This is a genomic window from Roseateles sp., assembly GCF_039595295.1.
Classification (GTDB): domain Bacteria; phylum Pseudomonadota; class Gammaproteobacteria; order Burkholderiales; family Burkholderiaceae_C; genus Roseateles.
Map to the genome: position 1 here is coordinate 67,545 of NZ_JBCNLU010000015.1, position 25,425 is coordinate 92,969.

At 68.9% G+C, this 25,425-nt stretch carries 20 protein-coding genes, 1 pseudogene and 1 riboswitch; of the genes and pseudogenes, 18 read left to right on the top strand and 3 right to left on the bottom strand.

The genetic code is table 11. From position 1 onward, the window contains the following. Nucleotides 1-10 precede the first annotated feature (10 nt). From ABDW59_RS13280 to ABDW59_RS13295, 4 genes are read left to right on the top strand one after another with little or no spacing between them, the layout of a single operon-like run. Nucleotides 11-934 carry a branched-chain amino acid ABC transporter permease gene (locus ABDW59_RS13280; RefSeq protein ID WP_343630318.1) on the top strand — a complete coding sequence of 308 codons (924 nt, stop codon included), beginning with the start codon at nucleotides 11-13 and terminating at the stop codon, nucleotides 932-934. Between the two features lie 10 nt (nucleotides 935-944). Next, nucleotides 945-2,066 (top strand): ABC transporter ATP-binding protein, encoded by a 1,122-nt coding sequence (locus ABDW59_RS13285; RefSeq protein WP_343630319.1) that lies wholly within the window; start codon nucleotides 945-947, stop codon nucleotides 2,064-2,066. Between the two features lie 21 nt (nucleotides 2,067-2,087). After that, the gene (locus ABDW59_RS13290; RefSeq protein ID WP_343630320.1) at nucleotides 2,088-2,879 is read left to right on the top strand and encodes an ABC transporter ATP-binding protein; all 792 of its coding nucleotides are present in this window, start codon (nucleotides 2,088-2,090) and stop codon (nucleotides 2,877-2,879) included. A 22-nt stretch (nucleotides 2,880-2,901) separates the two neighbouring features. Further along, entirely contained in the window at nucleotides 2,902-3,618 is a 717-nt protein-coding gene (locus tag ABDW59_RS13295; RefSeq protein ID WP_343630321.1) for an ABC transporter ATP-binding protein, read from the top strand. Between the two features lie 377 nt (nucleotides 3,619-3,995). Here ABDW59_RS13295 and ABDW59_RS13300 read toward each other — a convergent pair whose 3' ends face one another. Next, on the bottom strand, nucleotides 3,996-4,784 hold the full coding sequence (locus tag ABDW59_RS13300; RefSeq protein WP_343630322.1) for an SDR family oxidoreductase: 789 nt from the start codon (nucleotides 4,782-4,784) through the stop codon (nucleotides 3,996-3,998). Between the two features lie 114 nt (nucleotides 4,785-4,898). Here ABDW59_RS13300 and ABDW59_RS13305 point away from each other — a divergent pair, with 114 nt between their 5' ends. Together ABDW59_RS13305 and ABDW59_RS13310 are read left to right on the top strand one after the other, a co-directional pair. Next, nucleotides 4,899-5,828, top strand: a complete 930-nt coding sequence (locus ABDW59_RS13305; protein WP_343630323.1) for a LysR family transcriptional regulator — start codon at nucleotides 4,899-4,901, stop codon at nucleotides 5,826-5,828. A 184-nt stretch (nucleotides 5,829-6,012) separates the two neighbouring features. Beyond that, a complete protein-coding gene (locus tag ABDW59_RS13310; RefSeq protein ID WP_343630324.1) occupies nucleotides 6,013-6,687 on the top strand; it encodes a GAF domain-containing protein in 675 nt (224 codons plus the stop codon). Here the strand turns inward: ABDW59_RS13310 and ABDW59_RS13315 are convergent. Further along, the gene (locus ABDW59_RS13315) at nucleotides 6,684-7,952 is read right to left on the bottom strand and encodes a voltage-gated chloride channel family protein (protein ID WP_343630325.1); all 1,269 of its coding nucleotides are present in this window, start codon (nucleotides 7,950-7,952) and stop codon (nucleotides 6,684-6,686) included. The genes ABDW59_RS13310 and ABDW59_RS13315 overlap by 4 nt on opposite strands. 78 nt (nucleotides 7,953-8,030) lie before the next feature. Next, nucleotides 8,031-8,113: riboswitch (Fluoride riboswitch) on the bottom strand. 294 nt (nucleotides 8,114-8,407) lie between these two features. On the opposite strand from ABDW59_RS13315, the gene aroC reads away from it, so the two are divergent. From aroC to ABDW59_RS13335, 4 genes are all read left to right on the top strand, one after another. Continuing rightward, on the top strand, nucleotides 8,408-9,508 hold the full coding sequence (gene aroC / locus ABDW59_RS13320; protein WP_343630326.1) for a chorismate synthase: 1,101 nt from the start codon (nucleotides 8,408-8,410) through the stop codon (nucleotides 9,506-9,508). Nucleotides 9,509-9,685: 177 nt separating this feature from the next. Further along, nucleotides 9,686-10,849 carry an efflux RND transporter periplasmic adaptor subunit gene (locus tag ABDW59_RS13325; protein WP_343630327.1) on the top strand — a complete coding sequence of 388 codons (1,164 nt, stop codon included), beginning with the start codon at nucleotides 9,686-9,688 and terminating at the stop codon, nucleotides 10,847-10,849. Nucleotides 10,850-10,994: 145 nt separating this feature from the next. Continuing rightward, complete coding sequence (locus ABDW59_RS13330) at nucleotides 10,995-14,264, top strand: efflux RND transporter permease subunit (protein WP_343630328.1); 3,270 nt, start codon at nucleotides 10,995-10,997, stop codon at nucleotides 14,262-14,264. A 103-nt stretch (nucleotides 14,265-14,367) separates the two neighbouring features. After that, nucleotides 14,368-15,426 (top strand): hypothetical protein, encoded by a 1,059-nt coding sequence (locus ABDW59_RS13335; RefSeq protein WP_343630329.1) that lies wholly within the window; start codon nucleotides 14,368-14,370, stop codon nucleotides 15,424-15,426. Between the two features lie 47 nt (nucleotides 15,427-15,473). Here ABDW59_RS13335 and ABDW59_RS13340 read toward each other — a convergent pair whose 3' ends face one another. Then, the gene (locus ABDW59_RS13340) at nucleotides 15,474-16,556 is read right to left on the bottom strand and encodes a LacI family DNA-binding transcriptional regulator (protein WP_343630330.1); all 1,083 of its coding nucleotides are present in this window, start codon (nucleotides 16,554-16,556) and stop codon (nucleotides 15,474-15,476) included. Between the two features lie 281 nt (nucleotides 16,557-16,837). Between ABDW59_RS13340 and ABDW59_RS13345 the strand changes: the two genes are divergently transcribed. From ABDW59_RS13345 to ABDW59_RS13380, 8 genes and pseudogenes are all read left to right on the top strand, one after another. Then, entirely contained in the window at nucleotides 16,838-17,329 is a 492-nt protein-coding gene (locus ABDW59_RS13345; protein WP_343630344.1) for a gluconokinase, read from the top strand. After that, nucleotides 17,326-17,826, top strand: a complete 501-nt coding sequence (locus ABDW59_RS13350; RefSeq protein WP_343630331.1) for a TRAP transporter small permease subunit — start codon at nucleotides 17,326-17,328, stop codon at nucleotides 17,824-17,826. Before ABDW59_RS13345 ends, ABDW59_RS13350 begins: the two co-directional genes overlap by 4 nt. Before the next feature lie 18 nt (nucleotides 17,827-17,844). Then, a complete protein-coding gene (locus ABDW59_RS13355; RefSeq protein WP_343630332.1) occupies nucleotides 17,845-19,137 on the top strand; it encodes a TRAP transporter large permease subunit in 1,293 nt (430 codons plus the stop codon). 87 nt (nucleotides 19,138-19,224) lie between these two features. After that, nucleotides 19,225-20,235, top strand: coding sequence for a TRAP transporter substrate-binding protein (locus tag ABDW59_RS13360; RefSeq protein WP_343630345.1), 1,011 nt, complete (start codon nucleotides 19,225-19,227; stop codon nucleotides 20,233-20,235). A gap of 74 nt (nucleotides 20,236-20,309) precedes the next feature. Next, a complete protein-coding gene (locus ABDW59_RS13365; protein WP_343630333.1) occupies nucleotides 20,310-21,884 on the top strand; it encodes a hypothetical protein in 1,575 nt (524 codons plus the stop codon). 149 nt (nucleotides 21,885-22,033) lie between these two features. After that, nucleotides 22,034-22,864 carry a transporter substrate-binding domain-containing protein gene (locus ABDW59_RS13370; protein ID WP_343630334.1) on the top strand — a complete coding sequence of 277 codons (831 nt, stop codon included), beginning with the start codon at nucleotides 22,034-22,036 and terminating at the stop codon, nucleotides 22,862-22,864. A gap of 44 nt (nucleotides 22,865-22,908) precedes the next feature. Next, entirely contained in the window at nucleotides 22,909-24,141 is a 1,233-nt protein-coding gene (locus tag ABDW59_RS13375) for a patatin-like phospholipase family protein (protein ID WP_343630335.1), read from the top strand. Between the two features lie 451 nt (nucleotides 24,142-24,592). Beyond that, nucleotides 24,593-25,387 (top strand): annotated as a pseudogene (locus ABDW59_RS13380) (glycine betaine/L-proline ABC transporter ATP-binding protein); the annotation flags it as partial. Nucleotides 25,388-25,425: the final 38 nt, after the last annotated feature.

Below are 25,425 nucleotides of genomic sequence, written 5' to 3' on the forward strand. Positions count from 1 at the left end.
CTGGGGCCCTATGGAGATACTTTTTCAGCAGATCATCAACGGACTGGTGCTGGGGAGCATGTATGCCCTCGTCGCGCTGGGATACACGATGGTCTACGGGATCATCAACCTCATCAACTTCGCGCACGGCGAGGTGCTGATGGTCGGCGCGATGGTGAGCTGGACCGTGGTCACCGCGCTGGCGCCGCTGGGGCTGCCCGGCTGGATGCTCATGATCATCGCGCTGTGCTGCGCGATCCTCGTGTGCACGCTGCTCAACTTCGCGATCGAGAAGATCGCCTACCGACCGCTGCGCAACGCGCCGCGCCTGGCGCCGCTGATCACCGCCATGGGCATGTCGCTGCTGCTGCAGACCCTGGCCATGATCATCTGGAAGCCGAACCCCAAGCCCTTCCCGCAGCTGCTCCCGGCTGATCCGATCATGATCGGCGGCGCGGTGATCACGGTGACGCAGATCCTGATCCTGGTGTCGACCGTCGTCATCCTGGGCGGCCTGCTGTTCCTGGTGAACCACACCAAGATGGGCCGTGCGATGCGCGCCACCGCCGAGAACCCGCGCGTGGCCGCGCTGATGGGCGTCAAGCCCGACTTCGTGATCTCGATGACCTTCGTCATCGGCGCCTCGCTGGCCGCGGTGGCCGGCATGATGTGGGCGGCCAACTACGGCACGGTGCAGCATTCGATGGGCTTCATGCCCGGTCTGAAGGCCTTCACCGCGGCGGTGCTGGGCGGCATCGGCAACCTCGCCGGCGCGATGGTCGGCGGCGTGCTCCTGGGCCTGATCGAAGCGATCGGCGCCGGTTATCTCGGTGACCTGACCGGGGGCGTGCTGGGCAGCCATTACGCCGACATCTTCGCCTTCATCGCGCTGATCCTCGTCCTGACGCTGCGTCCTTCGGGCCTGCTCGGCGAGCGCGTCGCGGACCGCGCCTGAGGAGCCTCACATGCAAAGCAAGTCTTCCAAACTCATCGCCTTCCTGGTCGCCGGCGTGCTGCTGCTGGCGCTCCCGCTGTTCGCGCAGAGCTTCGGCAACGGTCCGGTGCGCATCATCGACCTGGCGCTGCTGTACGTGCTGCTGGCCCTGGGCCTGAACATCGTCGTCGGTTATGCCGGTCTGCTCGACCTGGGCTACGTCGCGTTCTACGCCGTCGGGGCCTACATGGCGGCGCTGCTCAGCAGTCCGCATCTGGCCGAGAACTTCGAGAACATCGCCGCCGCCTTCCCCAGCGGTCTGCACTTGCCGCTGATCCTGACCATCCTGGCCGCGGCCGCGCTGGCCGGCTTCTTCGGCATGCTGCTGGGCGCGCCCACGCTGAAGCTGCGGGGCGACTATCTGGCCATCGTGACGCTGGGCTTCGGCGAGATCATCCGGGTGTTCCTGAACAACATGGAATATCCGCTGAACATCACCAACGGCCCGCGCGGCATCGGCCAGATCGACGGCGTGCGCTTCCTCGGTTTCGAGTTCAACCAGGCCCACGAGTTCTTCGGCTTCACCGTCAACTCGGTGACCATGTACTACTACCTGTTCCTGGCGCTGGTGGTGGGCTCCGTGCTGGTGTGCTACCGCCTGGAGACCTCGCGCATCGGCCGCGCCTGGATGGCCATCCGCGAGGACGAGATCGCCGCCAAGGCGATGGGCATCAACACCCGCAACATGAAGCTGCTCGCGTTCGGCATGGGCGCGACCTTCGGCGGCGTGGCGGGCTCGATGTTCGCCGCGTTCCAAGGCTTCGTCTCGCCCGAGTCCTTCAGCCTGCAGGAGTCGGTGATGATCGTCGCGATGGTCGTGCTGGGCGGCATCGGCCACATCCCCGGCGTGATCCTCGGCGCGCTGCTGCTGGCCGCGCTCCCCGAGGTCTTGCGCTACGTCGCCGGTCCGCTGCAGGAGATGACCGACGGCCGTCTGGACGCCGCCATCCTGCGTCAGCTGCTGATCGCGCTGGCGATGATCGTGATCATGCTGATGCGTCCGCGCGGCCTGTGGCCGTCGCCCGAGCACGGCAAGTCGCGGCCGCAGCCGGCCGACGGCAAATCCGCCAAGCCCGCCGCCAAGGCGGCCTGACCGGCGCAGGAGCAAGAACGAATGACTGAAACCGTGTTGAAAGTGGCCGGCGCGTCCAAGCGCTTCGGTGGCCTGCAGGCGCTGTCGGACGTGGGCATCGAGATCCTCAAGGGTCAGGTTTACGGCCTGATCGGTCCCAACGGCGCCGGCAAGACGACCTTCTTCAACGTCATCACCGGGCTGTACGTGCCCGATGGCGGCACGTTTGAACTCGGCGGCCAAGCCTACAAGCCGCAGGCGGTGCATCAGGTCGCCAAGACCGGCATCGCGCGGACCTTCCAGAACATCCGGCTCTTCGCCGAGATGACGGCGCTGGAGAACGTGATGGTGGGCCGGCATGTGCGCACGCAGTCGGGCCTGATCGGCGCGGTGCTGCGCACGCCGGGCTTCAAGCGCGAGGAAGCCGAGATCGAGGCGCGCGCCCGCGAGCTGCTGGCCTACGTCGGCATCGAGCGCCACGCCGACTTCAAGGCGCGCACGCTGTCCTACGGCGACCAGCGTCGGCTGGAGATCGCGCGGGCGCTGGCGACGGACCCGAAGCTGATCGCGCTGGACGAGCCGGCCGCCGGCATGAACGCGACCGAGAAGGTCGTGCTGCGCGAGCTGATCGACCGCATCCGCAACGACGGCCGGACCATCCTGCTGATCGAGCACGACGTGAAGCTGGTGATGGGCCTGTGCGACCGGGTGACGGTGCTCGATTACGGCAAGCAGATCGCCGAGGGCACGCCCGCGGACGTGCAGCGCAACCCCAAGGTGATCGAGGCGTATCTGGGCGCGCATGCGGCCCACGAGGCCCACGCCGCTCCCTGACCGGCACAAGGAAAGCAAGACGATGGCAGACAACATCCTCCTCCAGGTCGAGGGGCTCAAGGTCGCGTACGGCGGCATCCAGGCGGTCAAGGGTGTGGACTTCGACGTCCGCCAAGGCGAGCTGGTGAGCCTGATCGGTGCCAACGGCGCCGGCAAGACCACGACGCTCAAGGCCGTGACCGGACTGCAGCCGTTGGCCGTGGGCGACATCAAGTTCATGGGCCGTTCGATCAAGGGCCAGGGCGCGTGGAATCTGGCCAAGCAGGGCCTGGTGATGGTGCCGGAAGGTCGCGGCACCTTCACCCGCATGACCATCACCGAGAACCTCATGATGGGCGCCTACATCCGCAACGACGCGGAAATCCCGGCGGACATCGAGAAGGTCTTCGGCCTGTTCCCGCGGCTCAAGGAACGTCGCAATCAGCTGGCCGGCACGATGTCGGGCGGCGAGCAGCAGATGCTGGCGATGGGCCGGGCGCTGATGGCGCGGCCCAAGCTGCTGCTGCTGGACGAGCCCTCGATGGGCCTGTCGCCGATCATGGTGGACAAGATCTTCGAGGTCGTGAACGACATCCACCAGCAGGGCGTGACCGTGTTGCTGGTCGAGCAGAACGCCAGCCGCGCGCTGGAGCTGGCGACCCGCGGCTACGTGATGGAGTCCGGCGCGATCACGATGCAGGGCGAAGGCAAGGCGCTGCTGAACGATCCCAAGGTGCGGGCGGCGTATCTGGGCGAGTGAGCTTGGCGGAAGCCGCAACGAGCAAGGGCCGCGAGGCCCATTTTTCTCGGTCAGCGCCGCCCTGATGGCGAGGCCCGATCCAGGGTTGTGCCTGAAGCTGGAACGCACGCCCGAGGGGCAGAGATCCGGCGCGTGCTCAAGCGCAGCGTGGAGGCGCAATCGACGATGTCCGCGGTGCATGGGCAGCGGACGGCGCCGGTGAGGGTGTGTCCTTGATGGGGAGCGGGGCTGGCTGGCGGGATGGGGGGCTCTGGTGTGCGACGGCCCTCACCCCAGAGCCTGCGTGACTCCCTCTCCCGCTTGCGGGAGAGGGCGGGGGAGAGGGTCTTCTGCCAGAGCCTCGCTCCGAGGCCCCGACTCCCCAGACTCTCCCCCGATCAAGCCGCGAAGCCCCCGTCGATCAGCAGATCGCCGCCGGTGACGAACCCCGCTTCCGGCCCCGCCAGATAAGCCACCATCGCCGCAATCTCATCGGCCTTCCCATGCCGGCGCAACGCCATCAAGTCATGCAGCGCCGCACCGAACTCCGACTGCTCCGGATTCATGTCCGTGTCCACCGGTCCAGGCGCCACGTTGTTCACCGTGATCCCACGCGGACCCAGATCCCGCGCCAGACCCTTGACCAGCCCGATCAGCGCCGACTTGCTCATCGCGTACGTCGCGCCGCCCGCGAACGGCATGCGCTGCGCGTTCGTGCTGCCGATGTTGATGATCCGGCCGCCGTCCTTCATGTGCTTGGCCGCCGCCTGCGAGGCGACGAAGACCGAGCGCACGTTCACCGCGATGGTCTGGTCGAAGTCGGCCAGGGTGAAGCTCTCCAGCGGGCCGACCTTCAGCACGCCGGCGCTGTTGACCAGGATGTCCAGGCGACCGAACTGCTCGGCGACGCTGTCGATGGCCAGCGTGAGCGCGTCGGCGTCGGTCGCGTCCGCCTTCACGGCGATCGCGCGGCCGCCGGTGGCCTTGATTTCCTCGACCAGCGCCTCGGCGGCGATGGCCGACGCGGCGTAGCCGACGGCGACCGTCGCGCCTTCACGCGCCAGCCGGCGTGCGGTCGCGGCGCCGATGCCGCGCGAGCCGCCGTGGATGAAGGCGACCTTGCCGTTCAGAGTGCCGGACGCGGTACCGGTGACGTTGGCGGCGGTGGTGTTCACAGGGGTGCTCATGGGGTGTTCCTTTCGGATCGGGTGGTTGATGGAACGAAGTTTGGGTGCCCTGACCTGATTCCGGTAGTCAATAAGCGTCGCGTTCAGCTTCAACCATTGGTATAAGGTCAGCCCATGTCGACCGAACTCCGCAGCCACCTGGACGCCTTCATCGCCGCCGCCGACGAGGGCAGCTTTTCCGCCGCCGCGCGCCGGCTCGGGCTGACGCCGGCGGCCGTCAGCAAGAGCGTCGGTCAGTTCGAGGCGCGCTTGGGCGTACGGCTGTTCCAGCGCAGCACGCGCAGCTTGGCGCTGACCACGGACGGGGAGCGCCTTTACGGCCAGGTGCGGCTGCCCTGGGGCGAGATCGGCGACGCGCTGACCGACCTGCGCCAGGGCGCGGGCAAGCCGGCCGGGACGCTCAAGGTGGCGCTCGCGCACACTGTGGGCCGCGAGTATTTCGTTCCGCTGATGGGCGAGTTCGTCCACCGTTACCCGGACGTCGTGCCCGACCTTCACTTCGACAACCGCCAGGTCGACCTGATCGCCGAGGGCTTCGACGTGGCCATCGGCGGCGGCATCGAGCTCACCGATGCCTTGATCGCGCGCGAGCTGGCGCGGCTGCGCATCGTGCTGGTGGCCGCGCCCTCGTACCTGCAGGTGCATCCCGCGCCCACGCATCCTTCGGAGCTGGCGCGTCATCGCGGGTTGCTGCGGCGCCAGCTGAGCACGGGCCGCTTGTCGCCATGGGCGCTCAAGAGCGAGGCAGGCGAGGAGGTGGTGGCCAGCGTGCGGCCGGTGATGGTGCTGGACGACCCGGAAGCCATCGCGCGGGCGGCGGCCACCGGCATGGGCATCGCGATGCTGCCGCGCCCGCATGCCTTGCCGTTGCTGGAGCGCGGCGAGCTGGTGCGCGTGCTGCCCGACTGGTACGCCGAGACCCAGCCGCTGTCGATCTACTTCACCAGCCGCAAGCTGGTGCCGGCCAAGGTGCGGGTCTTCGTCGACTACATCGTCAAGGAATTCCCGGCCAGCGGTCAGGCGGCGCGCTTTCAAGGGCGTTGAGCGCCAAGGCCGCAAGGCCCGGCGCATCGAGGCTCGAAGGCCCCTAAGGCCTCACGGCCGAGGGCAGGGCGGGGCGGAGTTCACGCGAAGTCCGCTTCCGGCGAGGCTGCCCCTCATGTCGGGGTCGGGCACGGATGACGGCCGTGGCGGCTCTGCGGGACACTGGCGGGCCGAGGACCCGTCCATGAATGCCTTGATCCTGTTGATGCTCGCGATGGCCGCGTGCATCGCCTATCTCTCGTGGCGGCTCGCGCAGCAGAGCCGCCGTCACCATCGCGCCAAGCGGCGCGCCGAGCGCCTGGCGCGGGTGCTGCTGACCCTGTCGCGCGCGAATCGCATGGTGCTGCGCATCGACGATGAGCGCGAACTCTTCAGCGAGGCCTGCCGGATCTGCATCGATGCCGGTCACGCCATGCTCGCGACCGTCTATCTGAAGCAGGACCACCTGGCGCATCGCGTCGCCAGCGCCGGACCGGCGGCCGAGGTGCTGCGCCGGGTGCCGGATCCGCTGGACCTGAGCGATCCGGCCTTCCAAGGGACCTACACCGCCGGCGTGCTGCGCGAGGGCGTGAGCGCCGTCAGCAACGATTACGGACTGGACGCGCGAGCCGGCCGCTGGCGCACGGAAGCCGTGGCCGAGGGCATTCGCTCGATCGCCTGGATCCCGGTGCGCCGCGGCGACGCGACCGTCGCCGCGCTGATGATCTGCGCCGGCGAGCCTGACTTCTTCGACGCCGAGCTGCTGGCGCTGCTGGAGGAACTGGGCGCGGACCTGTCCTATGCGCTCGACGTCATCGATGGCCGCCGCGCGCGCGATCAGGCCGTGAGAGAGGCCGAGGCGATCCGGCGCGCGAGCTAGTCGGACGCGGCATCGCCGGCATCCCGCGCCCGCGGGTGCTTGGGCTGGCCCACGCGCTGCGCCTTGTAGATGCCGGTGTGGCCGGAGGACAGGTAGCTCACCACGCAGGCCAGGCCGGCGAAGACGCCGATCGGCGCGCCGAAGAGCTCCATCGCCATCAGCGTGCAGGCCAGCGGCGTGTTGGCCGCGCCGGCGAAGACGGCGACGAAGCCCAGCGCTGCCAGCATCGGGAAAGGCAGCTGCAGCAGCGGCGCGAGCGCGTTGCCCAGCGTCGCGCCGATGTAGAACAGCGGCGTCACCTCGCCGCCCTTGAAGCCGCTGCCCAGCGAGGCCACCGTCAGGCCCGCCTTGGCCAGGAACTCCCAGGGCGCGGCGGGCTGCTGGAAGGCCTCGACGATGGACGGAATCCCCAATCCGGCATAGCGCCAGGCGCCGCTGAACCAGACCAGCCCCGCGATGGCGAGACCGCCGATCAGCGGTCGCAGCGGCGCATACGCGATGCGTCGCTTCATGAAGCCGGAGGCCGCATGCGTTGCGCCCGCGAAGGCCATGCCGACCAGCCCGAACACGACGCCGGCGAGGAGTACCGCGCCCAGCGTCCAGGCGGAGATCGGCGGGATCGCGCCGGCGGCGTAATGGACGTGATGCACGCCCCACAGCGTGGTGACCTGGTCGGCGACGATGGCGGCGATCACGCAGGGCAGCAGCGCGTCGTAGCGCAGGCGGCCGATGGCGAGCACCTCCAGCCCGAACACGGCGCCCGCGAGCGGCGTGCCGAAGACCGAGGCGAAGCCCGCGCTGATGCCGGCCATCAGCAGGATGCGGCGGTCCTCGGGGCGCAGCTTGAAGACGTGGGTGAGCTGATCGGCCAACGCGCCGCCCATCTGCACCGCGGTACCCTCGCGGCCGACCGAGGCGCCGAAGAGGTGGGAGATCACCGTGCTGAACAGGATCAGCGGTGCCATGCGCAGGGGCACGACCTGCTTGGGATCGTGGATCTCGTCGATCAGCAGGTTGTTGCCGGCCTCCACGCCGCGGCCGATCTTCAGATAGAGCCAGCCCACCGCGAAGCCCGCCAGCGGCAGGCCCCAGATCAGCCAGCGATGGCTCTCGCGGGTCTGCGTGGCCCAGTCCAGCGCGAGCAGGAACACGGCCGAGGCCGAGCCGGCCAGCGCCGCGACCACGCAGGCCAGCGGCAGCCAGCGCCCGAGGTAGGGCAGCAGGGCGAGGGATTCGGGGGATTGGTTGAGGAGAGGGAGCTTCATCGAGGACCCGGGTTGTCGTGCGGCACACCTGGTCGATGAAGGCTCGAGGCGAACGCCCACGAAGCCCCGGTCTCCCAGGACGTCGTAGGCATCATCAGCGTCACATCGGGCCGGGCCCGGCGTGAGGCGGTTCGCGGAGGAATGCCATCTCCGAAGCGGCGCAGTGTAGCCGTTTCGAGCCTGCGCCTCAGCCCTCGAAGCGGGCCGGCACGCCCAGGCGAGAGCGGCAGGCGGCGCGCGAGATGCATGCCCAGGTGCGCGCGCAACGGGCGCGCGGTCTGACAGGCGTGGCGCTCCATGACTGAGAGGCTCTGGGTGCTGGAGATCCAGATCCGCGAGCCGAAGCAGGAGATGGGCGCCTTCTACAAGGATGTCTTGCTGCTGTGACCGCGAAGGCTGCGGCGGGGAGGGGGCGATACACTCGGCGGCTCCCGCGACCCTCCCTGGAACCCGCCATGTCCGGCAGCACTTTCGGCTCTCTCTTCCGCGTCACCAACTTCGGCGAGAGCCACGGCCCGGCCATCGGATGCGTGATCGACGGTTGCCCCCCGGGGCTGCCGCTGTCGGTGGAGAACATCCAGCCCGAGCTGGACCGCCGTCGTCCGGGCACCTCGCGACACGTCACGCAGCGACAGGAACCGGATCAGGTGGAGATTCTGTCCGGCGTCTATGAAGGCCTGACGACCGGCACCCCCATCTGCCTGCTGATCCGCAATGTGGACCAGCGCAGCAAGGATTACGGGAACATCCTGGACACCTTCCGCCCGGGTCACGCCGATTACACCTACTGGCGCAAGTACGGCCTGCGCGACCCGCGCGGAGGGGGCCGCTCGTCGGCGCGTCTGACGGCGCCGATGGTCGCCGCCGGCGCGGTGGCCCGCAAGTGGCTGCTGGAGGAACTGGGCGTGCAGTTCCGCGGCTGCATGACGGCGCTGGGCGAGATCGACCTGGCCTTCGAGGGCTGGGAGCACGTCGGCCAGAACCCCTTCTTCGCCGCCAACGCCTCGCAGATCCAGGCGCTGGAGGATTACATGGACGCGCTGCGCAAGGACGGAGATTCCGTGGGCGCCAAGCTGATGGTCGAGGCCACCGGCATGCCGGCCGGCCTGGGCCAGCCGCTGTTCGACAAGCTCGATGCCGACATCGCCTACGCGATGATGGGCATCAACGCGGTCAAGGGCGTGGAGATCGGCGCCGGTTTCGAGAGTGTGCGTCAGCGCGGCAGCCAACACGGCGATGAGCTGTGGCCGGACGGCTTCGCCAGCAACAACGCGGGCGGCGTGCTGGGCGGCATCTCCAGCGGCCAGGATCTGCGGGTCTCGATCGCGATCAAGCCCACCAGCTCCATTCGCACCGCCAAGGCCTCCATCAACCGCGCCGGCGAGCCGACCTCGGTCGAGACCTTCGGTCGCCATGATCCTTGCGTGGGCATTCGCGCGACGCCGATTGCCGAAGCCATGCTGGCACTGGTCGTCATGGACCATGTCCTGATGGACCGCGCCCAGTGCGGCGACGTGGAGTTGCCGATTCCGGCGATCGCCGCATCCCGCGACTAAGGCGTCCGTCCGCCCCCGTCCGCATCTCATCCCTCAGGCCGCTGATTTCGGTCCCTGAGAAAAGCAGGCCATGACGCGCAATCTGCAATTCGTCGCAGTCGCCGCACGGGTCGAAAAGGGGATTCCTACACTGCGCCGCATTCAAGGATCATCGGTCCCCGGTGATCCCGTCTCAAGATGGGGGAGATCATGCGCAAGCAGTGGTGGATGGGTGGTGTCGTGGTGGCCGTCCTGGCGGGCGGCGCCGGCGTGTACGCCACCAGCCGGAGCGACGGCCCGGCGCAGAAGAAGGACGACAAGCCCGCGCTGGAATTCCAGGCCAGCGAGGTGGTCAAGCCCGCCCAGGCCCGCATGCCCGGCCTGATCGAGTTCTCCGGCCCGCTGGTCGCGCCCAACACCGTCGTCGTGCGGGCCAAGGCCTCGGGCAGCTTGATCAACTTGGCGGTGGGCGAGGGCAGCCGCGTCCGCGCCGGCGAGACGCTCGGCCAGCTGGACCTGGAAGAGCTGCGCCATCGCGTCGCCGAGCGCAGCGCCGGGGTCGCCTCCGCCCGCGCCCAGTACGAGCAGTCGCAGCGTCAGTACAAGGCCAATCAGGGGCTGGCCGAAGCCAACTTCATCGCGCCCACGGCGCTGGAAAACTCCCGCGCCGCGATGGAAGCGGCCCGCGGCCAGATGTCGTCGGCGCAGGCGCAGCTCGGGACCAGCGAGGTCCTGCTCAAGCAGGCGGCGCTGATCTCGCCGATCAACGGCATCGTCTACAAGCGCCATGCGCTTCCCGGCGAGAAGGTCGCGGCTGAGCAGCAGGTGCTGACCATCGTCGACCTGTCCAAGCTGGAACTCGCCGGCCTGGTCGGCACGCACGAGGTCAGCAAGCTGCAGCCCGGCATGGAGGTGCAGGTCAAGGTCGAAGGCATCGACGAGCCCGTCACCGCCCGCATCGCCCGCATCGCCCCCGCCGCCGAACCCGGTACCCGCTCCATCGGCGTGACGCTGAGCCTGGACAACCCGGGCGAGCGCTTCCGCGCCGGCCAGTACGCGGTCGCCCGCGTCGAGCTGGTCGACGACAAGCAGCGCCTGACCGTGCCCGTCACCGCGCTGGGCAGCACCTCCGGCCAGGAACACGTCTGGGTCATCGAGAAGGGCGCGCTCGTGCGCCGCATCGTCACCACCGGGCGGCGCGATCCGCGCGAAGGGCGGGTCGAGATCCTCGCCGGCCTGACGCCGCAATCGCAGGTGCTGGGCGCCCGCTTCGACAACCTGAAGGAGGGCGAGCGGGCCGAGATTCGCGCGCCCAAGGCCAGCGTCGCCAGCGCCTCCGCCAGCGACGCCATGACGCAGTAAGCGGCTCCGCCCCCGCCGGGCGCGCCGGCGCGCTCGATCCATGGCCGTCCCGCCAACCGGGACGGCGCGCCGTGCCGCCCAGACCGGCGGACCACGCAGACACCGACGGCAACGTCGATCACGATTACAGGAAGGGACCCGCATCATGTGGATGACCCGCGTCTCGATCAGGAACCCCGTCTTCGCCACCATGGTCATGGTCGCGTTGTGCGTGCTGGGCCTGGTCGCCTATTCCAAGCTGGGCGTCGAGCAGTCGCCCGACATCACCTTCCCCGGCGCCCAGATCGACATCCAGTACCCGGGCGCCTCGCCCGAGGCCGTCGAGCGCGAAGTGGCCAAGCCGCTGGAGGAGGCGCTCAACACCATCGCCGGCGTGGAGCGCGTGCAGTCGCGCAGCTTCGAGGGCCGCGTGCAGGCCTCGGTGGAGTTCTCGCTCAACGCCGACATGAATCGCGGCATGCAGGAGATCCGCGACCGCGTGGCGCAAGCGCAGGCGCAGTTCCCGCGCGAGGTGAAGCCGCCGATGGTGCAGCGCTTCCAGACCGAGAACGCGCAGGCGATCATCGTGGCCGCGCTGATGAGCCCCAACCGCTCGCTGCGCGAGCTGTCGATGCTCGCCGACCTGACCGTGTCCAAGCGGCTGGGCCGCGTCGAGGGCGTGGCCAAGGTGGACATCGGCGGCATGGCCGTGCGCGAGGTCCGCATCGACCTGGACCCCACGCGCCTGCGCGCCTACGGCATCACGCCGGCGGAGATTTCCAAGGCGCTCAACGCCGCCAACACCGACGCGCCGGTGGGCCTGATCTCCAACCGCTTCGACGACGCGATGCTGCGCGTGGAGGGCAAGGTCAAGGATCCCAAGGACTTCGCCAACGTCGTCGTCGGCCGCCGCGGCGACCTGCCGCTGACCCTGGGCGACCTGGGCACCCTGAGCGAGCGCGAGCGCGAGCTCGACAGCATCGCCCGCATCAACGGCCAGCCCGCGGTGACCTTCAACATCTTCAAGCAGCAGGACGCCAACATCGTCCAGACCGGCGAGGCGGTGAAGGCCGCCGTCGAAGAGTTGCGCAAGACGCTCCCCAAGGACATGGAGCTGCGCATGATCTACATCAACAGCGACTTCGTGAAGCACTCGCTGGACGGTCTGCGCCACACGCTGATCGAGGGCGCGCTGCTGACCATCGCCATCGTCTTCCTGTTCCTGCACAGCTGGCGCTCGACCATCATCACGGGCCTGACGCTGCCGATCTCGGTGATCTCCAGCTTCATCGCGGTCTACGCCTTCGGCTTCACGCTGAACTTCATGACCATGATGGCGCTGAGCCTGTGCATCGGCCTGCTGATCGACGACGCCATCGTCGTGCGCGAGAACATCGTGAGGCATGTGGGCATGGGCAAGGGCCACCATCAGGCGGCCGAGGACGGCACGAACGAGATCGGTCTGGCAGTGATGGCCACGACCTTCGCGATCTGCGCGGTGTTCGTGCCGGTGGCCTTCATGGGGGGCATCGTCGGCAAGTTCTTCTACCCCTTCGGCATCACCGTCGCGGTGGCGGTGCTGGTGTCGCTGTTCGTGAGCTTCACGCTGGATCCGATGCTCTCGTCGGTCTGGCCCGATCCGCCCAGCACCTACGTCAAGCGGGTGCCCGTCATCGGGCACCTGATCCGCGCGACCGACCGCGGCATGGACGTGCTGCACACGGTCTACGAAAAGACGCTGCGCTGGGTGTTCTCCGACCGCCGCTACCGGATGCTGGTGCCGCCGGTGCCGGCCTTCGGCCGCCCCTTCGGCGCCGACGGCGCACGGGACAAGAGCGCGCCGCGCCGGCTGCGTCTGGCCACGATCACGCCGCGCGGGATCGTGAGCTGGTCCGGCGTGGGCAGCTTCGTGCTGGCGCTGTTGCTGGTGCCGGCGGTGGGCAGCGAGTTCCAGCCCCAGATCGACCAGGGCTTCACCCATCTGACGCTGCGCATGCCGGTGGCCACCAGCCTGGAACGTGGGGAGGCCAAGGTGCGGCAGGTCGAGGAGATCCTGGCCACCTTCCCGGAGATCAAGACCGTCGCCACCGTCGTGGGTGGCAGCGGCGAGGGCCTGGCCACCGGCCGCAACCAGGCCAACCTGGACATCGCGCTGGTTGATCGCAAGCAGCGCAAGCGCACGCAGACGCAGGTCGAGGACGCGATCCGCGCCGCGATCGCGCGCATCCCCGGCGTGGAGGTCAGCGTGGGCTTCAACCGGCCGGTGTGGGTGACCATCCTGGGCTCGGATCCGGAGGTGCTGACGCAGGTCGCCAAGGACTTCGCCGAGAAGGTCAAGAAGATCAAGGGCGCGGTCGACGTCGACACCACCGTCAAGCCCGGCCTGCCGGCCTATGCGGTGAAGCTCAAGGACTCCGCGGTGCGCGAGCTGGGGCTGAACGCGGTGCAGGTGGCCTCGTCGCTGCGCGCCTACGTCAACGGGGAGATCGCCACCTACTGGACCACGCCCGACGGCAATCAGGTCGAGGTGCTGCTGCGCCTGCCCAAGGCGCAGCGTCAGAGCCTGGACCAGATGCGCACGCTGCCGGTGGCCTTCGCGCGGGACGGTTCGCCGATCTCGCTGGAGCAGGTCGCCACCATCGAGCCGGTGTTCAACCCCGAGGTGATCCGCCGCCAGAACCTGCAGCGCCGCGAAGCCGTGTATGCCGGCGTGCAGGGCCGCCCGGGCGGCGACGTCAACGCCGACGTGCAGAAGCTCATCAAGGAGACCCAGCTGCCCCCGGGCATCAGCTTCATGGTGGACGGCGACGGCAAGCAACAGGCGGAGGCCTTCAACGGCTTGCTGATCGCGATGGGTCTGGCGCTGATCTTCATCTACATCGTGCTGGCCAGCCAGTTCGGCAGCTTCGTGCAGCCGATCGCGATCATGGCCTCGCTGCCGCTCGCGCTGATCGGGGTGATGCTGGCGCTGCTGCTCTGGAAGACGACGCTGAACGTGTTCTCGATGATCGGCCTGGTGATGCTGATGGGCCTGGTCACCAAGAACGCGATCCTGCTGGTGGACTTCGCCAACCACGCGCGCCGCGATCAGGGCGTGTCGATTCCGGAGGCGCTGCTGCAGGCCGGCCTGATCCGGATGCGGCCCATCATCATGACCACCGCGGCGATGGTGTTCGGCATGCTGCCGATGGCGATCGCGCTCAACGAGGGCGGCGAAATCCAGGCGCCGATGGGCCGCGCGATCATCGGCGGCGTGATCACTTCCACGATCCTGACGCTGGTGGTCGTGCCGGTGATTTATTCGTACCTCGTGCGAGGTCGGAAAACCTTCGGCGCGGAGGACCCGACGCCGCATTCGACGCCCGAACGCGAAGACGGGTCATCGGTCACGCCGGCGCCGCCGGGGATCGCGCCAATGCCAGGCGCTGCGGATTGACATGCAAAGTTAGGTGGGTTTCAAGGGGGAGATCCGCCAATTCTGGTCATGGTAACCACACTTCGAGGTGGGCACATTTGCGGCTTTTCTGAAGGCCGATCGAATGCCCACTTCGACCCTGACATCGACCCCCGATTCGAACTCGGTTTCGAACGCTTCGTCCGCCGCTTTCGAGCCCTCGCTGCGCGTGGTGCAGGGCGGCCCGATCGCCGCCGCCAACAGCCCCAAGCGCGCGCCGACCGACGCCCCGACGGGGGCGTCCGCGGCTGCCGCGAACGCGGCATCCCCCGCCGGCGCGGAGTCCGTCCAGCAGCTCCGGCTGCGGGACCTGACGGTTCGGCCCACGCCGATGTTCTTTCTGCTGCTGATGCCGGTGCCGCCCTTGCTGGTGGCGGCGATCGGCTACGGCTCGATCGCCGCGGCGGTGGTCGCGATGCTGTTGCTGACGACGGCGCTGAGCTGTCTCTGGATCTGCATTGCGACGCTGCGCGGGCTGCGCTTGCGCTACTCGCCGATGTCCCCGTGCTTCGCGGGCGACACCGCGATGATGGAGGTCCGCATCGACAACACCGGCGACCGCGACCGCTGGGACATCGGGCTGGGCATTGATCGGCCGGCCTATCCGGGGCCGAGCACCTGGGTGGACGTGCCGCCCCGTTCCTACAACCTGGCGCTGCTGGCCTTGCCGACGACCGAGCGCGGCCTGCTGCGCCTGCCGGCGCTGCGCATCGACACCGAACACCCCTTCGGCGTGGTGCGGGCCTGGGCGCGCTGGGAGGCGGGCGATGTGCTGCAGGTCTTCCCGCGGCCGGAGCTGGACGGACCACCGCTGCCTCGCGCCCGTGACGCGAGCGGCGCGCTGCGCCTGGACCCGACCCGGGCCGGTCTGGACGAGGAAGTGCCGCCCGGCGTGATCGGCGGTGACGAGGCCCGCGGAGCCGTCGAGCGCGCCGCGTCGCGCCTGACCGCCTGGGTGCTGCGCGCCGAGCGCCTGGAGATGACCTACGGCCTGCGGCTGGGCGTGCTGGTGGTGCCGGCCGGTCGCGGTCTGCGCCATCAGCGGCGTTGCCTGGAACTGCTGGCGCAATGGGACGGCAAGCCGCCGCGCTCCTGGGCCCAGCTCTGCCGCAGCCACGAGCCGACGCCTCCGGACATTCGCTGACTCTCTCCCGCCGCCTCCCTCGTGGAGGCGGCGCCGCTTCGGGCGGCTCAGCAGCTTGCCCGCATCACCAGTTCGAAGCCCAGGTCCACGCAGCGCTCGCTGACGTCCTCGCCGCGCATCAGCGCGACCAGCATCTGGGCCGCATGCAGACCGATCTCCCCCCGCGGCGTGCGCACCGTGCTCAGCGGCGGCAGCATCTGGTCCCCGCCGGTCAGATCGTTGAAGCCGACCACGGCGACCCGTTCCGGCACCTGGATCCCCAGCCGCAAGGCCTGCAGCAGCGCACCCTGCGCCAGGTCGTCGTTGTTGAAGAAGATGGCGTCCACCTCGGGCGCCTCGCGCAGCACGCGCTCCAGCAGCTTGGCGCCGAGCGCGAAGGAGGAGGGCGCCGCATCCATGAACTCGAGCTTGGCGTCGTGCGCCGCGCCCAGCGCCGCGCGATAGCCCTGGGCCCGCTGCAGGGTGCGCGGATCGAGCTGCGCCGCGGCGAAGGCGATGCGCCGATAGCCGCGTCGCCACAGCTCGGCCGTCATTGCATGGCCGGCGGCCTGCTGGGAGAAACCGACGGAGCAGGGCGGGAGCTCGGCCGCATCCCCGTCGCCATCGCCTTCCCGCCCACGATCTCCATCGCCACCCATGGAACGACGGTTCTCCATCACATGCACGCAAGGTACGCCGCTGCCCTGGATCAGCGCCCGGGCGGCATCGGTCCGGTCGAAGCCGGTGACCAGCAGCCCGGCGGGCCGGTTCATCAGGTAGGTGCGCAGCAGCGCTTCCTCTTCCTCGGGGCGGTAATGGGTGACGCCGATCAGGCTCTGATAGCCGGCGGCCAGCAGCGTGCGCTGGGCCGCGTCGAGCAGGTCCACGAACAGCGCATTGGACAGCAGCGGGATCAGCACCACCACCTGGTTGCTGCGCGAGGAGGCGAGCGCCCGCGCTGCCGGATCCGGCACGTAGCCGAGCTGCGCGATCGCGGCGGTGACGCGCTCCACGAGCTCCGGCGCGACGCTGCGCTCACCGCGCAGCGCGCGCGACGCGGTGATCGGGCTGACGCCCGCCGCCAATGCCACATCCTGGAGCGTGACCCGTCCGGTCGCGCGGCGTCGTTTGGGGGCGGGGGCTGTCGTCATCGGGTCGGAGGATAGCGCTGTCTCCCCGGGCGTACAGCCGGGCGGACCCGCGGGTCGCACCGGAAAACGCAGCATCCCGGCTGCGGTTCGACTGCGCGAAGGCCCCGTCCATGCCCCGGATTCGGGCGTTGTACCTGCGTGTAATCCCTATCGTGGTGCCAGAAATCACTGCCTAAGATAGCGCTATCCCAATTGGACAGCGCTATCCCGTGACCTTGAATTCCTCCTCCTCGACGCCTCTGCCGACGCCTGCGACGCCGGTGCCGCGCGCGCTCGTCGTGATGGGCGTGGCCGGCTGCGGCAAGACCAGCGTCGGCGAGGCCCTGGCCCGCGCGCTGGGTTGGGGCTTCATCGAGGGCGACGCTCACCACGCGCCCGCCTCGCTCGCCAAGATGCGCGCAGGTCAGGCGCTGGACGACGCCGACCGCTGGGGCTGGCTGGACCGGCTGGGCGAGATGCTGGCGGCCCAGGCGCCCGTGGTGCTGAGCTGTTCTGCGCTCAAGGCCGCGTACCGTGAGCGGCTGCGGGCCGCGAGTCCGGGCTTGCGCTTCGTCTTCCTCGCGATCGACAAGCCGCTGGCGCTGGCGCGCGTGGCGGCGCGGGCCGAGCGCCATTTCTTTTCCGCGAGCCTGGTGGACAGCCAGTTCGCGACGCTGGAGCCGCCCATCGGCGAGCCTGGCGTGCTGACCGTGCCGGCCGCGCTGGCGCTGGATGAGCAGGTCGCGCAAGCGCGCGCCTGGCTGTGCCTCGACGACAAGGAGACCGACGCATGAGCGAGCCTCAACCCAAATCCCGCTGGCAGATCGCCGCCGAGGCCGCCATGGCCTTGTGCCTGGGCGTGATGGCGCTGGCGGTCTTCGTCAACGTGGTGCTGCGCTACGGCTTCGGCAGCGGCGTCGCGGCCAGCGAGGAGCTCTCCCGGCTGCTGTTCGTCTGGATGGTCTTCATCGGCGCGACCGCCGCCTATCCGCGCGGCGAGCACATGGCCTTCACCAGCCTGCTGCTGCCGCTGCGGCGCAAGCCCGCGGCGCTGCGCGCGGTGACCGCGCTGATCCGTGTCGCGGTCATCGCGGCGGCAGTGCTGGTGGCTTGGGGCGCGTGGCAGCAGGTGGTGGTGGGGATGGAGAGCCGCTCGGTGGTGCTGGGCTATTCCAACGCGCTGCTGCCGCTGCCGGCCTTGCTGTCCTGCGCCGCGATCGCGCTGATGGCGCTGTGGGAACTGCTGCGCAACCGGCCGCTCGATCTCGAGCACGAGTCGGACGTCGAATAAGAACGAGGGACATCGAACATGAGCAACGAGGCGCTGTCCTTCGTCGTCTTCTGCGGCGGCATGCTGCTGCTGATGGGCATCGGCATCCCGATGGCTTTCGCGCTGGTGCTGACCGGCGCGGGCATGGCCTGGGCGCTGGAGTTCTGGGACACCCAGCTGCTGGCGCAGAACCTGGTCGCGGGCATCGACAGCTTCCCGCTGCTGGCCGTGCCCTTCTTCATCCTGGCCGGCGAGCTGATGAACGCCGGCGGCATCAGCCGACGCATCATCCAGATGGCGCAGGCCTGGGTGGGCCACATCCCCGGCGGGCTGGGCTTCGTGGCGATCGGCGCGGCGGTGCTGATGGCCAGCATGAGCGGCTCGGCGCTGGCCGACACCGCGGCCCTGGCCACCATCCTGCTGCCGATGATGCGCAGCCACGGCTATCCGATGGGGACCTCCGCCGGCCTGATCGCCGCGGGCGGGATCATCGCGCCCATCATTCCGCCGTCGATGCCGTTCGTGATCTACGGGGTGACGACGAACACCTCGATCTCGGCGCTGTTCCTGTCCGGCATCGTGCCGGGGCTGGTGATGGGCATCGGCCTGCTGATCGCGTGGAAGCTGCAGCTGCGCAAGATCGATCTGCCGCCGGGCCGGCCGCTGCCGATGGCCGAGCGCCTGCGCGCCACGGCGCGGGCCTTCTTCGCGCTGCTGATGCCGCTGATCATCATCGGCGGCATGAAGACCGGCGTGTTCACGCCGACCGAGGCGGCCGTGGTGGCGGCGTTCTACGCGCTGGTGGTGAGCTTCGCGGTGCATCGCGAGATGACCCTGGGCGACCTGCACGGCGTGCTGGTGCGCGCGGCCAAGACGACGGCCATCGTGATGTTCCTGTGCGCCGGCGCGCAGGTGGCCAGCTACATGATCACGCTGGCGGACTTGCCCGGGGTGCTGTCGGGCTGGCTGGGCGGGCTGATCGAGTCGCCCCGGTTGCTGATGGCGCTCATGATGCTGCTGCTGGTGCTGATCGGCACCGCGCTGGACCTGACGCCCACCATCCTGATCTTCGCGCCGGTGATGCTGCCGATCGCGGTGAAGGCGGGCATCGATCCGGTGTACTTCGGCCTGATGTTCGTGCTCAACGGCGCGATCGGCCTGATCACGCCGCCGGTGGGCACGGTGCTCAACGTTGTGGCCGGCGTGGGCCGGCTGTCGATGCACCAGGTCATCAAGGGCGTGAACCCCTTCCTCGCGACCTACGTGCTGATCCTGGCGCTGTTCACCGCCTTCCCCGAGCTCGTCATCGCGCCGATGAAGTGGATGCGCTGACGCGCGTCCCACCCCTCCCTCCAAGACCAACGACCCGGAGACCTCCCCATGAAGACTGTCCTCAACGCTTCCCTCCGCCATCCCCGCATGCGCCGTCTGGCGCTGGCCGCGGGCGCCATGCTCGCGCTGGCCGCGATGCTGCCCGCGCAGGCCGCCGACATCAAGCCGCGTCTGATCCGCTTCGGCTACGGTCTGGCGGAGAACAGCAACCAGGGCCGCGCGGTGAAGGTCTTCGCGGACGAAGTGCAGAAGCTCTCCGGCGGCAAGATGAAGGTGCGCGCCATCGGCGGCGCCGCGCTGGGCCCGGACACGCAGATGCAGCAGGCGCTGATCGGCGGCGCGCAGGAAATGATGGTGGGCTCGACCGCGACGCTGGTGGGCATCGCCAAGGAGATGGCGCTGTGGGACACGCCCTTCCTGGTCAACAACGTGCGCGAGGCCGACGCGCTGCTCGACGGCCCGGTCGGCGACAAGGTGCGCGGCAAGCTGGCCGACAAGGGCATGGTCGGCCTGGCCTACTGGGAGAACGGCTTCCGCAACCTGACCAACAGCAAGCACGCGGTGACCAAGCTCGAGGACCTCAGCGGGATCAAGCTGCGCGTGATGCAGAACAACGTGTTCCTGGACAGCTTCAAGCAGCTGGGTGCCAACGCGGTGCCGCTGCCGTACTCGGAGCTGTTCACCGCGCTGGAGACCAACGCGGTCGACGGCCAGGAGAACCCGTACAACACCATCCTGTCGGCCAAGTTCTACGAGGTGCAGAAGTACCTGACGGTCACGAATCACGTCTACAGCCCGTGGATCGTGACGGTGTCGAAGAAGTTCTGGGACGGTCTGTCCAAGGACGAGCAGAACGTGCTGCAGCAGGCCGCGATCAAGAGCCGCGACTTCGAGCGCAAGGACACGCGGGACGAGGCGGCCAAGGCGCTGGCGGAGCTCAAGAGCAAGGGCATGGTGGTCAACGAGCTCAGCGCCGCCGAGGCGGCCCGCATGCGCGACAAGCTGACCAAGGTCAATGCCGGTATCGCCACGCAGGTCGGCATGGACCTGTGGAACGAGGCGCAAGGGCAGTTGAGCAAGCTGCGCGGGACGAAGTGACGGGGGATTGTCGGCGGACGAGAACGTATGCGCCGGCATGAATACTCATGCGCCCCTTCAGATCCGGAGCGCGCATGAAGATCGACTGTCCCCTTCTCCAATGGCCTGACATCGAGAATCAGATCTCGCAGCAGGTCGACGCCTCGGAGCTTGTCCGCCCGACGTATTTCGACTTGTTGACAACAAGGGGGTATTGGCCGCAAGAGCACCCGTCGGAACCTCTTAGGGCTGAGTTGGGCTTCCTGCAGGGCATCATGCAGGCCCCCTGGTGGCCCGCCGGGTTGGGGGTCCTTCTTGATGACGGCGAGCATCGATTCGCGGTGGTCCCCCATCGAGGAGCCGGGCGCTACCTGCGGATGGAGCGTGACGACCGGCGGTGGCGGTCGGCCCTGGACTTCGCTTTCCGGCCTGCGAACGGCGCGAGCTTTCTGTTTGCGCTGCTTCACAGTCTGCGTGCCGAGGTCGCGGGCCTTGCTCCAGCCCGTCAGCGAGATCTGCCTTCCCATCCGCAGGACCTGCGGGATGAGCTGCGTCGTATCGGTCCTGAGGCCACCTCTAATCCGCCCAGCACGACGATCCAGTTGCTGCGTCGGACGGACCATCGCATCCTCCCTTCCGAACTGTTGGAGCCCTGGCATTCGATGCCGGTTTCAAGGGAAGTCCGACATTGCGTGAGCGCCCTCAAGGGGGAGGTCGCGCGGGCTCTTGGCGCATTCATCGACGTACGTTGGAACGACCCGACGCACGGGGTCTTGAGGCGCGAGCCGTTCGACGCGCTGCAGCATCTGATGACGAACTCCCCGCGGCCCACGAGCTGGACGCTGCAGGTGGATGCCGAAGGGAGCGATGTCGAACTGCTGATCGCGAGGGACGGCGAGGTACGCACGATCGGATCGGTGATGTCGCTGCGCCTTCAGAACGAGCCGCCGATGCTTGTTCGGCTGGACCCTGCGGACGACCTGGGTTGCGCAATGCAAAGCCTTGCTCGACGCCTTGGGGGGGAGATATGCAACCTTGATCCGGTGGTTGCGACAGCGCGCGGAGCGGGGCGCTTGTCTAAGGTCACGGACGCTGGGCGCATCCATCTGCTTGGGCACGGTAGTCGACGCGATGCCTGGGTTGACCGCGAGGGCGGCTTCACGATCACCAAGATGGGGGGGAGGTCCGCGAGGGAATTGGCACAGCGCTTGGTCACCGAGGGGCTACCCCGGTCGTTCTGCGGAACGATCTACTTGGAGGGCTGCCAAGGGGGCTCCGGAAATCTGCGCAAGGATGTCTACGCTCGAGCGCTGCGCGATGCGCTCGCGGCCCTCGGCTGGACGGGTGTGACGGTGGCCGGCAGACCGGGCGAGACGGCCATCTTCGAGGACGCCAGCATGACATTGCCTGAAGCGGTGGCCTATGAGATTGAGACCACCATGGCGCATGCATCGGCGGACGTGCGTCGCACCCGGGCCGGAGACGGCGATGCGACGGAGTCCTTGGCTCGGGCGCGCGAATGGCATGCGGTGGTGAAGCGCGCGATGGAGGTGATGAACGGGTCTGCGAACGGAGCCGTCTCGAAGATGGATGCCCTCGCCGTGCGGGACGCATGGGCGCGCTTCGGACCAGCATCACCCGTCCGCAGGGGCATAGGGTCATCTGTGTGACACATGGGCTCGGTGTTTTCCCCTCCCGCGTTCGCGTAGCAATTCGCGGCGCCGAAGCCGCATCCCACGATCCCGCCAAGACACGATTGGTTACCGCCGCCTATCATCGAGAGCGCTCTCCGAAGCGGGTTTCTTGTGTGGGATGACGAATGCATCGACGACATCTGACCCTGGCGGGTCTGGCGTGGCTGGGCGGCGCGAACGCCACCAGCCGCACCGCGTCGGCCGGGCTGATCACGGCGCTGCCGGCGACGGCGCCAGGCATCGCGCAGTCGGCGGGGCACGGCGCGGTGCCGGCCTCGCTGCGCCTGCTCAGCGAGGAGTTCCCGCCCGTCAATTTCAGCGAAGGCGGCCAGGCGCGGGGGCTGTCGGTGGACATCGTCCAGGCCATCCAGCAGCGCCTGGGCCAGGCGCTCCCGATTGAGTTCATGCCCTGGGCCCGCGCCTTTCGCGAGGCGCAGGACAGCCAGCCCACGGCGCTCTTCGCCACCGCCCGCATCCCCGAGCGTGAATCGCTCTTCCATTGGGTCGGCCCCATCGTCCAGTTCCAGAGCACCTTCTACGCGCGCGCCGACAGCCGCTTGCGGCTGCATTCGCTGGAGCAGGCCAAGCGCATGCCCAAGGTGCTGGTGGTGAGGGACTGGTACACGCTGGTGCAGCTGCAGACGGCGGGATTCCGCAACCTGCAGCAAATCAGCGATCCCGTGCAGGGCGTGCGCATGCTGGCCGCCGGCCGTGCGCCGCTCTTTGCCGCCGAGAAGCTCACCATGCCGCGGACGCTGGCGCAAGCGGGCATCCGGCCCAATGCGGTGAAGGAGCTGTTCAGCTTCGCCAGCAGCGAGGGCTACATCGCCTTCTCCAAGAGCACCCCCGCGTCGACCGTGGCGGCTTGGCAGGCGCAGCTCGCCGAGCTCAAGCGCGACGGCACCTTCGCGACCATCCAGAAGCGCTGGTTCCCGACCGACACGACGTCGCGGTAGGCTCCTCATACCGCGGGCCCTCCGACGCCCGTGACTGGACCGCCATGCCGACTCCGCGATCGCGCCGCAAGCCCGCCGCCCCCACCTCCGATCCGACGACGTCCGGCTCGGCCGGTGCATCGCCTTCGCCCGATTCATTGCGTTCGCCCGGGGTCGCCCGCTCCATCGATCTCGCCCTGCAGGGCGGCGGCTCGCACGGCGCCTTCACCTGGGGCGTGCTGGACGCGCTGCTGGAGGACGGCCGGCTGCTGATCGACGGCGTCTCCGGCACCAGCGCCGGCGCGATGAACGCGGCCGTCATGGCCAGCGGCTTCTCGAAGGGCGGCGCGCTGGGCGCGCGTCAGGCGCTGTCGCGATTCTGGCAGGACGTGTCGGGCGTGCCGGCGTGCTTCGGCGTCGTGGGTGCGTCCGGCGCGGTGGGCGACGCGGGCCTGGCGGGGAAGGGCGGCCAGCCCGGCATGCCGCTCGGGTTTCCCGCGCCGGCGCCGGTCGAGATGCCCGCCTGGGTCTACAACCGCAGCGCCTGGCCCGGCTACGCGGCCTGGGACGCCTGGCTGCGGCTGTGGAGTCCCTATCAGCTCAACCCCTTCAATCTCGATCCGCTGCGCGACATCGTGCGGCGCCACGTCGACGTGGACGCGATCCGCGAGGGCCCGATCAAGGTCTTCGTCACCGCGACCTCGGTGCGCACCGGCCAGCCGCGCGTCTTCAGCGGCGAGGATCTGGGCATCGAGGCGCTGATGGCCTCGGCCTGCCTGCCGCACGGCGCGCAGACCGTCGTCATCGACGGCGAGCCCTTCTGGGACGGCGGCTACTCCGGCAATCCGGCGCTGTGGCCGTTGGTGTACGGGACGAAGTCGGACGATGTGCTGCTGATCCAGATCAACCCGCGCGAGCACGCCGGCATCCCGCGCACCGCCGCCGAGATCGACGACCGCATCAACGAGATCACCTTCAACGCCAGCCTGGTGGCCGAGTTGCGCGCCATCTCCTTCGTCCAGCGCTTGCTGAAGGACCGACGCGTCGACCCGACGCATTACAAGCAGATGCGGCTGCACCGCGTGGCCGACGAGGACGGCCTGGCGCCGTTCGGCGCGTCCAGCAAGCTCAACACCGATCCCCGCCTGCTGACGACGCTGTTCGGCCTGGGCCGGATCGCGGCGGGCAAATGGCTGGAAACCTGCTCGGCCAAGGTCGGGCATGAGAGTTCGCTGGACATTGGGGAGGTGTTCTTGGCGGACCGCGTCCGCAAGGGTCCCGGGCGAGCAAAGCGCTGAGAACTGGGGGCGATCCCGGGTCGACTTGACTCAGTTCATATCCATCGGTTATCATTTGCGCTTAAATGTCAGTCAAATTGATATGTTGACTGCCCTCGCACTACTCGCGGATCTTTGAATCCCGTCGCGGTGCAGGTTCGCCGCCGGGTTTGTCCCGGCTCCTCCGGCCGGTCTTCCGGCCCCATTGCCACGCCAGGCTCGCCGGGCGGCGCCCCTCGACCAGGCCCGCCGTCCGCGCTCCGAGTCCTCCAGCGGGCACTGGCCCTGCCTTCGCTTTCGCCGTGCCCGCTGGCAGCCCTTGAGGCCCGCCGGGGCCGCCGCGTGCACCTCCCGGCTTCGTCTCATCGGCTGATGGCGTGACCGCCGTCGCGTCCGCGCGCGAGCTCGTCCCTCGGACGTCCGCGCGCAGACCGGCGACCCGTCCACCCCTGCACGAAAGGAGTCACGGCACATGGCCAAGGGAATTCACATCGACCACGTCTTCAAGGTCTTCGGCGAGCGGCCGGCGCAAGCCTTGGCGCTGATCCGCGAAGGTCTGGACAAGCAGGAGATCCTGGCCCGCACCGGCCAGTCGATCGGCGTCTTCGACGCCAGCTTCGAGATCCAGGCCGGCGAGATCTTCGTGATCATGGGCCTGTCGGGCTCCGGCAAGTCGACGCTGGTGCGGCTGCTCAACCGGCTCATCGAGCCCACCGCCGGGCGTATCGTCATTGACGGCGACGACATCAACGCCTACTCCGACGCCAAGCTGCGCGCGCTGCGCCGCAAGGACTTCGGCATGGTGTTCCAGTCCTTCGCGTTGATGCCGCACATGACCGTGCGCGACAACACCGCCTTCGGTCTGGAACTGGCCGGGGTCGGCCGCCGCGAGCGCCTGGCGCAAGCCGATCAGGCGCTGGCGCAGGTCGGCCTGGCGGGCTGGGGCGACAAGTACCCGGACGAGCTCTCCGGCGGCATGCAGCAGCGCGTCGGGCTGGCGCGCGCGCTGGCCTCGGATCCCGCGATCCTGCTGATGGACGAGGCCTTCTCCGCGCTCGATCCCATCATCCGCGCCGAGATGCAGGCCGAGCTGCTGCGTCTGCAGCAGGTCAAGCGCCGCACCATCGTCTTCATCTCGCACGACCTGGACGAGGCCATGCGCATCGGCGACCGGATCGCGATCATGAAGGACGGTCACGTGGTCCAGGTCGGCACGCCCCAGGAGATCCTGGACGCGCCGGCCGACGATTTCGTGCGCAGCTTCCTGAGCGCGGGCGACCGCTCCGCTTCGCCGCTGCGCCACCT